The organism is Streptococcus pantholopis, from assembly GCF_001642085.1.
GTDB classification, from domain to species: domain Bacteria; phylum Bacillota; class Bacilli; order Lactobacillales; family Streptococcaceae; genus Streptococcus; species Streptococcus pantholopis.
In genome coordinates this window covers 1,496,562-1,511,890 of sequence record NZ_CP014699.1, presented here as the reverse complement: position 1 = coordinate 1,511,890, position 15,329 = coordinate 1,496,562, and the positions used below count along the sequence as shown (strand labels likewise).

Below are 15,329 nucleotides of genomic sequence, written 5' to 3'. Positions count from 1 at the left end.
TTTTGCTGTGAGCTTTAAACGCCTTTTGTATCTTGGTGAAACTGAATACGGGCTAAAATCCTAGTGAAAAAGATGGCTGTCAGCGTGATGCCAGCATCACTTGCCATCCCCTATTTTCATACGGATTTCTTCACGGCCTTTGTATCTTAGTGGAGGAGTGTATGAAGAAGAGTTTTATTCATCAGCAGGAAGAAATTTCTTTTGTAAAAAATACATTTACGCAGTATTTGATTGATAAGCTTGAAGTTGTTGAAGTACAGGGCCCTATTTTGAGCCGGGTCGGCGATGGGATGCAGGACAATTTGTCTGGTGTTGAAAATCCTGTATCTGTCCATGTTTTGAAGATTCCCGATGCGACTTTTGAGGTGGTTCATTCACTGGCTAAATGGAAGCGCCATACTTTGGCGCGTTTTGGTTTTAATGAGGGGGAAGGACTTGTTGTTAATATGAAGGCACTCCGCCCTGATGAGGAATCGCTGGACCCTATTCACTCTGTTTATGTGGATCAGTGGGATTGGGAAAAAGTGATTCCTGACGGCCGCAGAAACTTAACTTATTTGAAAGAAACAGTTGAAACGATTTATAAGGTCATTCGCCTGACGGAATTAGCTGTTGAGGCGCGTTATGACATTGATTCCGTGCTGCCTAAAAAAATAACTTTTATTCACTCTGAAGAATTGGTTGAGCGCTATCCTGATTTGACACCCAAAGAGCGTGAAAATGAAATTACCAAAGAATATGGCGCTGTCTTTTTGATCGGTATCGGCGGAATCTTGGCCGATGGACAGCCCCATGACGGCCGTGCACCGGATTACGATGACTGGACCAGTGAGACGGAACATGGGTATAAGGGGCTAAATGGTGATATTTTAGTTTGGAATGAAGCGCTGGGATCGGCTTTTGAGCTCTCGTCAATGGGAATTCGTGTTGACGAAGACGCCCTTAAACGTCAGGTTGTTATTACAGGTGATGAAGATCGTCTTGAACTGGATTGGCATAAAACACTTTTACGCGGTTTCTTCCCTTTGACGATAGGCGGTGGTATCGGACAATCACGGATGGCTATGTTTTTACTGCGCAAAAAGCATATTGGCGAAGTGCAGACTTCTGTTTGGCCGCAGGAAGTCCAGGATACCTATGACAATATTTTATAGTTGTTTTAGCTGAATTTGGCAGTCTTATAAAATTAATCTGAGGCAGGACTTTTGTCCCTGCCTCAGATTAATTTTATAAGACATATGAGTTTTGGCTGGAAGTTTTTATCTTTTGTTAAGCAAAGGATAAGACCTCCCTAATCAACTATCCCACTCTCTTTTTCTTATATTTACCAAAAACAATTGTTTTTTGGTATAATAATAGCGTTATGAGAATTGTTGCTGGTGAGTTTGGCGGGCGTCCCTTAAAAACGCTTGAAGGGAAAACAACACGTCCCACTTCTGATAAGGTACGTGGGGCCATTTTTAATATGATTGGCCCTTATTTTACAGGCGGCCGTGCTTTGGATCTTTTCGCCGGATCCGGCGGCCTCGCTATTGAAGCAGTGTCCCGCGGGATAGCAGAAGCTGTTTTGGTAGAGAAAGACCGCAAGGCGCAGGCAGTTATAAATGCCAATATTAAGATGACTCAGAAAGCCAAACAGTTTCGGTTAATAAAAAAGACAGCCGCACAGGCTGTTAAAGAACTGACTGGCTGTTTTGATCTGGTTTTTCTTGATCCGCCTTATGCCAAAGAAGAGATTGTGCAAAATATCACTGTTATGGAGGCAGAGGGACTTTTGGCAGAGGGTGCTGTGCTTGTCTGTGAGACTGAAAAGACAGTGGTATTGCCTGAAACTATCGGAACAATTAGAATGTGGAAACAAAAAAAATACGGAATCAGTAAGGTAACAGTATATGTCAAATAAAATAGGACTTTTTACCGGCTCCTTTGACCCTGTAACAAACGGGCATATGGCGATTATTAAAAGCGCGGGTCGGCTTTTCGATCAGCTTTATGTCGGTCTGTTCTACAATAAAAATAAGGAAGGTTTTTTTACAGCAGCTAAGCGCAGAGCCATGTTAGAAGAGGCTGTAGCCGGTCTCAGCAATGTCAAAGTGCTTGCAGCTCATGATTCTCTGGCAGTTGATATTGCCGGACAGATTGGCGTTACGCATTTGGTGCGGGGCTTAAGAAACGGCAGAGATTTGGAATATGAAAGCGAACTGGCCTTTTTTAACAGCCACTTGGCAGAGACTATCGACACTGTTTTTTTTCTGCCGCCTGCTGACCTGTCCCATATCAGTTCCAGCCGTATTCGTGAATTGATTCATTTTCATTCGGATGTATCGGATTTTGTTCCGGAAAGTGTTGTAAAAGAAGTGGAGAAACTAGGTGAAGATTTTACAAGTCTTTAGTTCAAATCTAAAAGCACTGAGACAGTGGATCAAGCAGTTTAAGTGGTGGCTAATCGGTGCTCTGGCAGCGTTTTTGCTGCTTTTTAGCCTTTTTGTACCGCTTCCCTATTATTTAGAGATGCCGGGCGGTGCTTATGACATTCGTTCGGTTTTGACAGTTGATGACCGGAAAGATGATCAGGAGGGTTCCTATAATTTTGTGGCTGTCAGTATGAGTCAGGCCACTCTGGCCCAGCTGATTTACGGCTGGCTGACCCCCTTCACTGAAATTACCAGTATGCAGGAGACAACCGGGGGCTACAGTAATGATGATTATATCAGAATGAATCAGTTTTACATGGAAACCTCACAGAATAATGCTGTTTATCAGGCTCTCAGTTTGGCCGGTGAAGAAGTCAGTCTTGACTATATGGGGGTCTATGTCCTTAATGTCAATGAAAACTCCAGTTTTAAAGGAATCCTTCAGCTGGCTGATACAGTCACAGGCGTTAACAGCCGGACTTTTAGCAGCTCTGCCGACCTTATTGACTATGTTAGCGGCCTGGAATTGGGGGAACCGGTAACCGTTCAGTATACATCTGATGGCAAGGCTAAAGAGGCAGAAGGAAAAATCATCAGGCTGGAAAATGGGAAAAATGGTATTGGCATTGGTCTGGTCGATCATACAGAAGTTAATTCGGATAAGGATATTGTTTTTTCAACGGATGGTGTCGGAGGTCCCAGTGCTGGCTTAATGTTTACCTTAGATATTTATGACCAGCTGACTGAGGAGGATCTGCGGCAGGGACGTGTGATTGCCGGAACTGGAACAATTGAAAAGGATGGCTCAGTCGGTGATATCGGCGGCGCTGCTTTGAAGGTTGTTGCAGCGGATAAGGCTGGAGCAGAGATCTTCTTTGTTCCTAATAACCCTGTAGATGAAGCTGTTTTAAAAGCTGACCCAGCTGCTAAAACGAATTATGAAGAAGCTGCAGCAGCAGCTAAAGAGCTGGGCAGCAAGATGAAGATTGTTCCTGTGACCAATGTTCAGGAAGCTATCGATTATTTAAGAAAGCAGGATTAAACTAAAAAGGCTGTCAAAGACCTATCTGACAGCCTTTTTTATCTGATTCTTAAGTTTTTATTAAGCCTCACTGGTTAGATTAATGTTAAAAATAAATAAAGAGTAAAATCCAAATTGCTCTTTAGGAGGCAAGATGTCAAAATTGCAAAAACGGTTTATTATAGGATTTAACTTTGCTCTGCTGGCTGTTTTTTTAGATATCAGCATGCTGATTTTTCTAAGAACAGTGGACAGTCAGGGGGTCTTTCAGACCAGTGAACGAAAATGGCTGACTTTCTTCATGTGGCTTTTGTGCTATGCTTTTATTTGGATCTGTCAGGGGCTGATTTATCTGGGATTTCTATATTTTAAGAAGTTAAAAAATGGCAAAGAAATCAACTGACCCTAGGGGCAGACTGCTGGCCTGCTAAACAGCACCTTTTTCTGTCTGTAAAACTGATTTCTTAACATTCGCTTCTGTCAGCGGAAGTGTTATAATAAAATTATGATAGAAAAGCTTAAAATTTTGCATATCAATGATTTGCATTCGCATTTTGAAGCCTTTCCCAAGATTAAGCGCTTTTTTGCCGAGAAATCTGACACTGACAGCCAAGTGATTAAGCTTGATATTGGTGATAATGTTGACAGGAGCCATCCAATGACAGAGGTCAGTTCCGGCCAAAGCAATGTTGACTTGATGAATGAACTGGGCATTGATTTTGCAACAATCGGCAACAATGAAGGCATCGGTCTGGCTAAGGCTGAGCTGGACGAATTGTATGACAAGGCGGCTTTTAAAGTTGTTTTGGGCAACTTGACAGATGCAGAAGGCAGACGGCCTGCTTGGGCCGGTCCTTATGAGATTGTCAAAACTGAAGCAGGGACTAAGATTGCTTTTTTAGCCTATACTTTTCCTTATTATTGGACTTATGCGCCTAATGGCTGGGAGGTGGCCGATCCGCTCGCCTGTCTTCAGAGGGACTTAGCACAGCCTGAAGTGGAATCTGCTGATTTTCGCATTTTACTGAGTCATTTAGGGATTCGTTTGGATGAAAAGATTGCCCGATCGTCAGCGAAGATTGATTTGATTATCGGGGCACATACACACCATGTTTTTGAAGAAGGTGTCAGTTTAAATGGGACTTATCTGGCTGCTGCCGGCAGATATGGCGAATATGTCGGGGAAATTGATCTGACTTTTGCCAATCACAGGCTTTCTGATGTCAATATTCTAGCGCATGAAACCCGCCACCTGCCAAGTTTAGTGGCAGATAAAAAATGGCTGGAGGACTATACTGAAACAGGGCGGGCTTATCTGCGACAGCAGAAACTGGCTGTTTTTGAGCATGATTTGAGTCTGTCTGAATCTGCTGATTTGTTGATGGAGGCAATGAGAGCTTATGCCAAAAGTGATCTAGCCATTGTCAATACAGGTTTAATAGTTGACCCTTTTCCCCGTAATTTTACTAAGGATTCTCTGCACCACTCGCTTCCCCATCAGATGCGCCTGCTTAAATTTTATCTGACTGTACAGGAGCTGACCGTTATTTGCCGAGAAATGTTTGCCAAAGAGGACCTGCTGGCCGGTCAGGAAATTCGCGGGATGGGTTTTCGCGGCAAGAGGTTCGGCCATTTTATGACAAAAGGCTTTGCTTACAAAAATGGAAAAATAGTGTATAATAAAGAGGCTGAAAAAAAAGATGGCCGGCTGACATTAGTTTTAGTAGACCAGTATTATTTCGCCACTTATTTTGAAAAATTAAAAGAACAAAGTGCAGAATTTCTTTTTCCTGATTTATTGCGTGAAGTGCTTGCACGTTACCTCGTCAGTAATAACAGCAGCAGGACTAAAAAAGAAGCTGGACTGTAAACGAAAAAACTGTTTTGACAATCTTTGCGTTGATCCTGATAGCGTAAATGCCCTAAGAGGCTCCACAGAAAAAGCTGTCAAGAGCTGTCCTCATTCTAGCCAGCCGTAGCCGTCTGAAGGCTTTGTCGTCTTAGCAGCCGACCGCACCCTTCTAGCCGTCTTGGCAGGGGTGCGCAGACGAAATCAAAGATTTCTGGCTTACCGCCAGCCGTAAACGTCTGAAGGCTTTGTCATCTTAACAGTCGACCGCACCCTTCTAGCCGTCCTGGCAGGGGTGCGCAGACGAAATCAAAGATTTCTGGCTTACCGCCAGCCGTAGCCGTCTGAAGGCTTTGTCGTCTTAGCAGCCGCCCGCACCCTTCTAGCCGTCCTGGCAGGGGTGCGCAGACGAAATCAAAGATTTCTGGCTTACCGCCATTTTTACTTTGCGTTTTATAGGGGCTTTGTATCTTTTGGAAGGTAGTGTATGAGAAGAGAATTTTCTCCTGAAATGTACAATTATAATAAGTTTCCGGGACCGCAGTTTGTAGTGGCTGCTGATCGTGTTAAAAGCGGCTCTATCGAATTTCTGCTCTTGGAAAATGAAAAAGAAGCTTTTGACCCTAAAGTATTCAGCCAGCGATTTTCAGAAATTCTGCTTAAGTATGACTATATTGTTGGAGACTGGGGCAATGAACAGCTGCGTTTGAAAGGATTTTATAATGACAGCAGACAGCTGAAAAAAAGCAGTGCCATTTCCCGCTTGCCTGAATATATTAAAGAGTACTGTAATTTTGGCTGTGCTTACTTTATTCTTGAAAATCCCGAGCCAAAAACAATAGCAGGAGAGCGGTCAGAGAAGCGGGAGCAAAGAGCAGCCGTAGGCTATGGTTATAGTGCAGATTCTGAAACATATGCGCCTTCCCCTAAGTCTAAAAGAAAGTCGGCTGCAAAGGGGACCTTTGATCAAAAGCACAGACGCGGCCGCAGAACGTCCAAACAGTTAAAAAAGGATCGGAAAATGCGGAAAGAGACGGTTAACCAGCATTTTGTTATCAGGAAAAAGGAAGGTTAGACTATGAAACCATCAATTTACGGCTTAACACGAGCTCAACTGTCAGAATGGGTTAGTAAGCAAGGGGAGAAACCCTTCCGTGCCGAACAAATTTGGGACTGGCTTTATCGAAAACGTGTCCAATCTTTTGATGCTATGACCAATCTGCCGCAGCATTTTACCGATCTTCTGGCAGAACAGTTTTGTATTAATCCTTTGCAGCAGCGAATAGTCCAAGAGTCTGCTGACGGCACGGTCAAATATCTTTTTGAACTGCCTGACGGTATGCTGATTGAAACGGTTATGATGCGCCAGCATTATGGTTTATCTGTCTGTGTCACGACACAGGTTGGCTGCAATATTGGCTGTACGTTTTGCGCCAGCGGTCTTATTAAAAAACAGCGTGATCTTACCAGCGGAGAGATTGCAGCGCAAGTCATGCTGGTTCAAAAATATTTTGATGAGAAAGGTCAGAATGAAAGAGTCAGTCATGTTGTTGTAATGGGGATAGGTGAGCCTTTTGACAATTATGATAATGTTCTTAATTTTTTGCGGATTATCAATGATGACCGCGGTTTGGCAATAGGAGCCCGCCATATTACTGTATCCACTTCAGGTCTGGCTCATAAGATTCGTGATTTTGCCAATGAAGGTGTTCAGGTTAATTTAGCTGTTTCTCTTCACGCTCCTAATAATGAACTGCGCTCCAGCATTATGCGAATTAACCGTTCCTTTCCTCTGGAAAAATTATTCGAAGCTATTGCCTACTATATCGATACCACTAACCGGCGAGTGACTTTTGAATACATTATGCTCAACCGTGTTAATGATTGGCCGGAAAATGCTCAGGAATTGGCGGATCTGACGAAGAAAATTCGAAAACTGTCTTATGTCAATCTGATTCCTTATAATGCTGTATCTGAACACGATCAGTACAGCAGAAGTCCCAAGGAACGTGTAGATGCTTTTTACGATGTGCTCAAGAAAAACGGGGTTAACTGTGTTGTACGGCAGGAGCATGGTGCAGATATCGATGCGGCCTGCGGTCAGCTGCGCTCCAATACCATGAAGCGTGATCAAGCACAGCTGACAAGAAAAGCATGAGTTATGAAATCTTTTTTACCCAAAAAGCAGAACTTACTTCCTTGGGCAAGAAGGTGTGCTGGTGTTTTTCTCTGTTATACCTGATTTTTCTGATGGCTATCTGCTTTGCTCCGCAGCATGGTATAACAAGGGTAGAGACGCCGGGGATTCAGCATTTTGGCCGCTTAGTCTTTTTACTGCATCCTTTTAATTCTTTAATTCATTTTCATCAGCTGGCTGATTGGCAGGCTGTTATTTGGGTTCTGGGGCAGAACATTGTCAATATCTTTTTGCTTTTTCCCTTAATGCTTGCCGGTTTATTTCTGTTTCCTCGTTTGAGAAGACGCAAGCTTATCTTACTGCTGAGTTTTGCAGTCAGTCTAGCAATTGAATGCCTGCAGCTCCTTGCAGATTTGCTCTATGATGCCAATCGTGTTTTTGAATTGGATGATTTATGGACAAATACATTGGGCGGTCTGCTGGCTTGGTTGGCTTATCGATTTATAATAAAGTATTCTTTAAATAAAAATAAAAAATCTCTTTCATGACAGTTTTTGCCCTGAAAGAGATTTTCACGTGATTTCATACGGATTTTCAAACGGCCTTTGTATCTTGATGTAACTGAACACGGCCTAAGAGCTGTGCAAAAAAGAGACGCAGTCGTAGGAAGCGCAAGCTGACGTAGGAATGTGGCTGCTCTGTGAGTATAGCCTGTCCTAGAGCCTTGTAGCTCTTCGTCCAGTCTCCTATTTTTGCTTTGCTCTTTTCACGGCCTTTGTATCTTGATGAACTGAACACGGTCTAAGAGCTGTGTGTTTTGTTGGAAGGGTATTATATGTCCATTATTAAAAATTTATGGTGGTTTTTTAAATTAGAAAAGCGACGCTATTTACTGGGGATTTCTGCCCTGAGTTTAGTTGCGGTGCTTAATCTTATTCCTCCGCGAATATTGGGGGATGTTATTGACGCTATTACGCAAAGAGACTTAACACGGGCAGAACTCATTTGGAACCTCTTGTGGCTGATTTTGGTAGCTCTGGCTATGTATTGGCTGCGTTATATTTGGCGCATGTACATTATAGGGACCTCTTACCGTCTCGGCCAGATTATTCGTTATCAGCTGTTTGAGCATTTTACCAAAATGTCTCCGTCCTTTTATCAAAAATATCGCACCGGAGACCTTATGGCTCATGCTACCAACGATATTAATTCGCTGACACGGCTGGCCGGAGGCGGCGTTATGTCAGCTGTAGATGCTTCTATCACTGCCTTAGTTACCTTGATTACTATGTTTTTTACCATCTCTTGGCAGATGACTTTGATTGCTGTGCTTCCGCTGCCTTTAATGGCTCTGGCTACCAGCCGTTTGGGACGTAAGACACACGAAAGTTTTAAACAGTCGCAGGCTGCCTTTTCTGAACTCAATAATCAAGTACAGGAAAGTGTCTCTGGAATAAAGGTCACCAAATCTTTTGGCTATCAAGAGCAAGAATTGGCAGCTTTTCAGCAGACCAATGAAATGACCTTTAAGAAAAATATGGTCACCATGAAATATGATGTCATGTTTGATCCCTTGGTCTTACTGTTTATCGGCAGTTCTTACGTTTTAACTTTACTTATGGGTTCTGTCTTGGTATCGGACAATCAAATTACTGTTGGTAATCTGGTCACTTTTATAACCTATCTGGATATGCTGGTCTGGCCTTTAATGGCTATCGGCTTTCTCTTTAACATGGTTCAGCGCGGTTCTGTTTCTTATGAGCGGATCAATGCTTTGCTGGAACAGGAGTCTGATATTAAAGATCCAATTGAGCCTTTGTCTGGGATTGAAAACGGTTCTTTAACTTACCACATTGACCATTTCCAATATGAAAATGAGCCAACCTTATCTGATATTCATTTCATTTTAGAAAAAGGGCAGACCTTGGGCTTGGTTGGGCAAACAGGATCCGGAAAGACAACCCTGATTAAACTGCTCCTGCGAGAGTATGATGTCACTCAGGGCAGTATCAGTCTCAACGGACACGACATTCGCCAGTACCGTCTGGCTGATTTACGCAGCCTGATTGGCTATGTTCCCCAAGACCAGTTTTTATTTGCTGACTCCATACTGGAAAACGTCCGTTTCGGCAATGCAGACTTAAGTTTTCAGGAAGTCGAAGAGGCGACACAGCTTTCTCAGGTCTACGATGATATAATGGCTATGCCTGAAGGCTTTGAGACAGTTATCGGTGAGAAAGGTGTTTCACTGTCAGGCGGGCAGAAGCAGCGGATTGCTATGAGCCGGGCGATGATTTTAAATCCGGAGATTCTGATTTTAGACGATTCTCTTTCAGCTGTTGATGCCAAGACTGAGCATGCTATTATTGAAAATCTTAAACAAACACGCCAGAACAAATCAACGATTATCACAGCGCATCGCTTGTCAGCGGTTGTTCATGCTGATTTGATTCTAGTGATGCAGGACGGGCGCATTATTGAGCGCGGCAGCCATGATGAGCTGATTCAGGCCGGCGGCTGGTATGCAGCTACTTATGCAGCTCAGCAATTGGAAGGAGAGGAGGTCTGATAGCTATGAATAACAGTAATCAATGGCGTGTTTTTAAACGCTTGATGGCTTATCTCAAGCCTTATAAACTGCTGACAGCAGCTGCACTGACTTTGCTTTTGCTGACAACGGTGGTTCGCAGTTTGATTCCTCTGCTAGCCTCCTATTTTATTGACCACTTTTTGACTGATTTTAACCAGACAGCAGTTATGATTTTAATCGGTTATTATCTCATGTATATCCTGCAGACTATCATCCAGTATTTGGGTAATTTCTTTTTTGCGCGTGTGTCTTACAGTATCGTTCGTGATATTCGTTATGACGCTTTTGCTAATATGGAAAAATTAGGGATGTCTTATTTTGACCGGACACCGGCCGGGTCGATCGTGTCACGTCTGACCAATGATACCGAAAGTATCAGTGAAATGTTTTCCGGTATTTTATCCAGTTTTATATCTGCTATTTTTATTTTTACAGTTACTCTTTATACAATGCTGATGCTGGATGCCAGACTGACAGGTCTAGTTGCTGTTTTTCTGCCTTTGATTTTTATTTTGGTTAACCTCTACCGTAAAAAATCTGTTAAGGTGATTGAAAAGACACGGAGCCTGCTAAGTGATATTAATACAAAACTATCTGAAAGTATTGAAGGAATTCAGATTATTCAAGCTTTTAGCCAAGAAGACCGACTTAAAGATGAATTTGAAGCCATAAATGAAGAGCATGTTCTCTATGCCAATCGCTCTATGGCTTTAGACAGTCTCTTTTTACGTCCGGCTATGTCGCTTTTAAAACTTTTGGCCTATGCAGTTTTAATGGCTTATTTTGGCTTTCAAGGGATTGGGGCAGGCATCACAGCTGGACTGATGTATGCTTTTATTCAGTATATCAACCGCTTGTTTGATCCTCTGATTGAAGTGACGCAGAACTTTTCGACTTTGCAGACTTCCATGGTTTCTGCTGGCCGTGTTTTTGACCTTATTGATGAAGCCGGATATGAGCCGCTTCAGGCAGACAGTCAGGCAGAAATTGAAGAAGGCAATATTGAATTTAAAGATGTCAGTTTTTCTTATGACGGAAATAACCGGACCTTAAATCATATTTCCTTCAAGGTTCAAAAGGGTCAGACCATTGCCTTTGTCGGACCGACAGGTTCAGGGAAGTCCTCTATTATCAATGTCTTCATGCGCTTTTATGAGTTTCAGTCCGGACAGGTTCTGCTGGATGGCAGAGACATCCGGGCATATAGTCAAAAAGAACTGCGCAGCAAAATTGGTCTGGTACTGCAAGATCCCTTTCTTTATCATGGCACCATTAAATCTAACATCAAAATGTATCAGGACATTTCCGATGCCGATGTAGAAGCTGCAGCGGAATTTGTAGATGCAGCGCCGTTTATCCAAAAACTTCCGCAGCAGTACGACACACCGGTCAGTGAACGCGGATCCAGTTTTTCAACCGGACAGCGTCAGCTTTTGGCTTTTGCCAGAACAGTAGCCAGTCAGCCTAAAGTTTTAATCATGGATGAAGCAACAGCTAATATTGATTCGGAAACTGAGCAGATCGTTCAGCATTCACTCGAAAAGCTGCGCCGAGGACGAACGACCATTGCTATTGCCCATCGTTTATCCACTATTCAGGATGCGGACTGTATTTATGTCCTTGATAAAGGACAGATTATCGAATCAGGAACTCACGAAGAGCTGTTAGCTCAAGGAGGAACCTATCAGAAGATGTATCGGCTGCAGGCCGGCATGATGGATGCAGCAGGTTAAATATGGTATAGCGAAAATAGTAAACAGCCACCTGTGCGACACAGGTGGCTGTTTGCATTAAGATACAAAGCCCGTTAAAAATGCAAAAGGAAAATGGCGGTAAGCCAGAAATCTTTGATTTCGTAGGCGCACCCCTGCCAGAACGACTAGGGAGTGGGACAGAACCCCAAAGCACAAAGTTCGTTGTCCCACCCCCGCAAGGCCTAGTAGGCAATTTAAAGCTTTGAAAAAGCGAATAAAGTGCCAGTAGGCTACTGCGTCTTGCACATAAGACTATAACAAACATTAAGGCCTATTTTTAAAATCGTCCTTTTGTCGTTTACGGCTGGCCAATTTGAAATCAAGTCTAAACTTAACATATCTTTTTTGCAAAGAGCTCAGGGCCGTGTTCAATTCTCAAACAAAGGTTGTCAGTGTTTGAAATTTTATTAAGAAGCCTGTTCGTTTTCATCAGCTTCATTATTGGCTGTTTTTTCTGAAAGCTTCTTGCTGTCTTTGTCCTGCTCTTCATCAGAAGAGACCGGATCTGTTTCTTGTTTTGACTGGGATGCTTCCGGATTTTTTTCTGCATTGGCATCTGCTACCGCAGTTTCTTCCCTGTTTTTTTCTTCATAAGGCGCCTGATTAGCTGCTTCAGCCTGAGAGACGGTCTCAGTTGATTCTGCCTGAATTGTTTCTGCGGCTTCAGTACTTTCTGGGATTTCAGGCTCATTTGCTGTCTTTTGAGAAGCTGCCGCCTGTTCCCCTTCCTCAGCTGTTGAAGGAGCCGCTTCATTTCCGCTGATATCGCCGCTCTCTGCTGATTTAAAGTAATCAGCAATCACTTTTGGTATATTATGCTCATTCAAATCCAATTCCGCTTGTGGGATGCGGTTATAACTGACATTTAAATGACGAATAGAATGGTTGCTCTGACTGAGCGCTAATGTACTGAGAAGATTGTGAGAAGCGTCTACATCTTCTAAGACTTTTAAATGATTGATACCTGTTAAATTCTTCAGCTGATTGTGAGCAAGATTAAGCGAAAGCAGACTGGCCTGATCTTTTGATAAACCGATTTCTTTAATTTGGTTATTGGCAGCAGATAATTTTTCTAAAGAGAGAGCCTCTTCTAAACCTGCCAGTGAACGCAGTTTATTGTGTTCTACGTTCAAATTTTTCAAAGAAGGAAGCTGTTTAATAAAAGTCAAATCTGTCCATTCATTATGACTGGCTGTTAATTCTTCCAGTGATTGGGCTTTCAGTGTATTAAGGTTAATTTTAGGGTTGTGCGACACAAAGAGACGTTTTAAATCTTTCTTACCGCTGAGAGCGGATAAATCGGAAATCTGATTGTGCTCTAAACTGACGGCTTGAAGTTTGGACAGTCCTCTTAAAGGACTGAGATCAGTGATATGATTATAGTCAAGATTGAGCGACTCTAAATGCGGCAGTTCTGCCAAAACACTGATATCGTTTATATGATTGCCGGCTGCGGATACCGATTTTAACTGCGGGTATTGTTTTAGAAATGAGAGATCTGAGACATTATTTTGTGAAATGTCTATTCCTTCTAAAGTCGGTAAATTTTTCAAAAAATCATAATTGCTAATGCCGGTCTGTGTCATCCATAGATGTTTCAGCTTTTTAAACTGATAGAGGGGACGAACGTCTTTAATAGGGGTAAAACCAATACCTAAGATCTCAATATTAGGCATCAAATCCAAGCCTTTTCGTTCAAGAGGGTTTGGCCGCTGTCCGATATTGAGGTACTTGACTGTTTTAAGCCATTCTTTCATTTTGTCAGGATCGGTCTCTTGCCCGGGGAAGTCTGTGTCTGCTTGAGCATGTAAGATATCTTCAATAATGTCATCATCAAAACCTAAACTTTTCAGCGTTGCTATACCAATCGCTTGATGAGCATGCGGATCTTCGATAGGCTCATTAAGTGAAATTTTATCAACAGCAATGGCGTGTTCATGGTCGCCATGAGGGTAAATAAAGACTTTCCCATTATCCGTATCTGCTACACGAATGTTTGATAATGGCAGGTTAAGGCTTTTTGCCAGATAAGCCCGTTTTGCTTCCAAATCTGATTCTTGATCAGGTTTTGTCTGGGGCGGAAGTTCCGGCTTTTTGGGCTCGTTGTTCGGTTGACTTGGTTTAGTTTTTTTCTCAATCAGAGCTTCCCATTTCGTTCCTTTTAGACTCTCGTAGGTGACGAGGTGAGTATGCCCTTGATGTTCAACCAAGAGTCCCAAATCTGTCCGTCCGACAATACCGTTCCCCCTAAAGATAAAGCCATCAGTTGTTGGGTAATCGATACCTGCCCGTCTTCCCAGAGGCTGAGAGGGGAATGGAGGCACTGACTGTCCAATTGAACCATTGGATAGCAGAGGATTGGTTAAAGGAGGCAAGTAGCCAGCTTGTCTGCCTTGCGGGAGAGACAGAATAGGTGCCCCAGCTTGTCTCAATGTTTGCCGCAGGGTCTGGCTGGTCTGAAAATAACCCGTCAGGCTGCTTTTTGGGATATAGTGGTAGTGGTCCCCATGCCTTACGATATAGCCATTGGCATCTTCGGCGACAATGTCGCTGGGGTTAAAGGTATAATGATCATGAGCTCCATTCTGAAAAGAAGAAGACCGTCCTGCGGTCCCTTGGCTTGGGACTTGTTTGTAATTTTTGGGAATCAAATAAGCCCATCTGCTGCCCACCAAATCTGAGTAGAAAAAGAAGTGGCTGTGCCCATTATGCTCAACTATTATTCCGGAGTCCGTCTTAGCTGTAATTTGGCTCTCATCGGTCAAAAGAAAACCATCACTCGTTGGTTTATCAATCCCTTCAACATAGCCTTTTTTCTTATTTTTCCGCTTCTTGTTTTTCTTATTCTTTTTACCGTGATGCTCTTCAAGCTTGAGGTATTTGGTTCGTTTTCGAGCTTCTTTAATGCTGATGATATTTGCTTTATGCTCTTTATCAGTAGGGTAATAGCAAAAGTCTTCATCAATTTTGACAATATAGCCTTTTTCCAGTTTAGTGATGATGTTCTTTTTCTTCAATTGGTAATCGGATGGTGCTAACGTATCCGAAAGAAATTTGGCATTATAAGGGATGGCTTTTTTCTCCACATGATAATGATTCCCATGTACCATCACATAACCATCTTCCAGAATTTCGGCAACCACTGTAATCTCTTCAGATTGTTTAAGCTCCTGCTTCGCTGTTTTGTCTTGAGACAAGGGTTCTTCTTTTGATTCCTGACTTGCCTGGCAAGCTCCTAAAACCAAATGGGCTGTTAAGATTAAGCTGACTAGTGCTAACCGTTTTTTTGATCTTTCCATAAAAAACCTCCTAAGATACTTAACTAGTTAATTATTAACTGGTTAAGTATATCAAAAAATTTTTTCAATGGCAAGCCTTTAGTGCAAAAAAGAAGAAAAACAAAAGGAGACGTAGTGTGACTTCGAAGAAAATGATTTTTTCACTAACTTGCAAATCAAAATTTATTCCTAAAGCCTAACTAAGTTGAAACTCTCTATCGCTCTTAAATAGAGTATATCCATTTAAAACTGGAAATATTAGGAACTTAAGATTTGAAACTGTTTG

12 protein-coding genes are annotated in these 15,329 nt (G+C 42.6%); 11 read left to right on the top strand and 1 reads right to left on the bottom strand.

The features are described from left to right. Positions 1–161: 161 nt before the first annotated feature. The 11 genes from asnA (at position 162) to A0O21_RS06875 (ending at position 11,744) form a co-directional block, all read left to right on the top strand. Positions 162–1,154 carry an aspartate--ammonia ligase gene (asnA, locus tag A0O21_RS06925; protein ID WP_067063455.1) on the top strand — a complete coding sequence of 331 codons (993 nt, stop codon included), beginning with the start codon at positions 162–164 and terminating at the stop codon, positions 1,152–1,154. Positions 1,155–1,363: 209 nt separating this feature from the next. After that, positions 1,364–1,903: a 16S rRNA (guanine(966)-N(2))-methyltransferase RsmD gene (gene rsmD / locus A0O21_RS06920; protein ID WP_067063453.1), complete on the top strand. Its 540-nt coding sequence runs from the start codon at positions 1,364–1,366 to the stop codon at positions 1,901–1,903. Next, on the top strand, positions 1,893–2,393 hold the full coding sequence (coaD, locus tag A0O21_RS06915; RefSeq protein WP_067063450.1) for a pantetheine-phosphate adenylyltransferase: 501 nt from the start codon (positions 1,893–1,895) through the stop codon (positions 2,391–2,393). The genes rsmD and coaD overlap by 11 nt, the downstream gene beginning before the upstream one ends. Continuing rightward, entirely contained in the window at positions 2,371–3,456 is a 1,086-nt protein-coding gene (locus A0O21_RS06910) for a SepM family pheromone-processing serine protease (RefSeq protein WP_067063446.1), read from the top strand. The genes coaD and A0O21_RS06910 overlap by 23 nt, the downstream gene beginning before the upstream one ends. 133 nt (positions 3,457–3,589) lie before the next feature. Beyond that, positions 3,590–3,838, top strand: coding sequence for a DUF3923 family protein (locus tag A0O21_RS06905; protein ID WP_067063443.1), 249 nt, complete (start codon positions 3,590–3,592; stop codon positions 3,836–3,838). A gap of 102 nt (positions 3,839–3,940) precedes the next feature. Next, positions 3,941–5,305: a bifunctional metallophosphatase/5'-nucleotidase gene (locus tag A0O21_RS06900; RefSeq protein WP_067063439.1), complete on the top strand. Its 1,365-nt coding sequence runs from the start codon at positions 3,941–3,943 to the stop codon at positions 5,303–5,305. A gap of 466 nt (positions 5,306–5,771) precedes the next feature. Next, entirely contained in the window at positions 5,772–6,359 is a 588-nt protein-coding gene (locus A0O21_RS06895) for a YutD family protein (RefSeq protein ID WP_067063436.1), read from the top strand. A gap of 3 nt (positions 6,360–6,362) precedes the next feature. Beyond that, positions 6,363–7,442 (top strand): dual-specificity RNA methyltransferase RlmN, encoded by a 1,080-nt coding sequence (gene rlmN / locus A0O21_RS06890; protein ID WP_067063434.1) that lies wholly within the window; start codon positions 6,363–6,365, stop codon positions 7,440–7,442. Further along, positions 7,439–7,969, top strand: a complete 531-nt coding sequence (locus tag A0O21_RS06885; protein WP_067063432.1) for a VanZ family protein — start codon at positions 7,439–7,441, stop codon at positions 7,967–7,969. Before rlmN ends, A0O21_RS06885 begins: the two co-directional genes overlap by 4 nt. Positions 7,970–8,256: 287 nt before the next feature. Beyond that, a complete protein-coding gene (locus A0O21_RS06880) occupies positions 8,257–9,990 on the top strand; it encodes an ABC transporter ATP-binding protein (RefSeq protein WP_067063428.1) in 1,734 nt (577 codons plus the stop codon). Positions 9,991–9,995: 5 nt separating this feature from the next. Continuing rightward, a complete protein-coding gene (locus A0O21_RS06875; RefSeq protein ID WP_067063424.1) occupies positions 9,996–11,744 on the top strand; it encodes an ABC transporter ATP-binding protein in 1,749 nt (582 codons plus the stop codon). Between the two features lie 428 nt (positions 11,745–12,172). Here A0O21_RS06875 and A0O21_RS06870 read toward each other — a convergent pair whose 3' ends face one another. Beyond that, positions 12,173–15,064 carry a pneumococcal-type histidine triad protein gene (locus A0O21_RS06870; protein WP_067063421.1) on the bottom strand — a complete coding sequence of 964 codons (2,892 nt, stop codon included), beginning with the start codon at positions 15,062–15,064 and terminating at the stop codon, positions 12,173–12,175. Between the last annotated feature and the right edge of the window lie 265 nt (positions 15,065–15,329).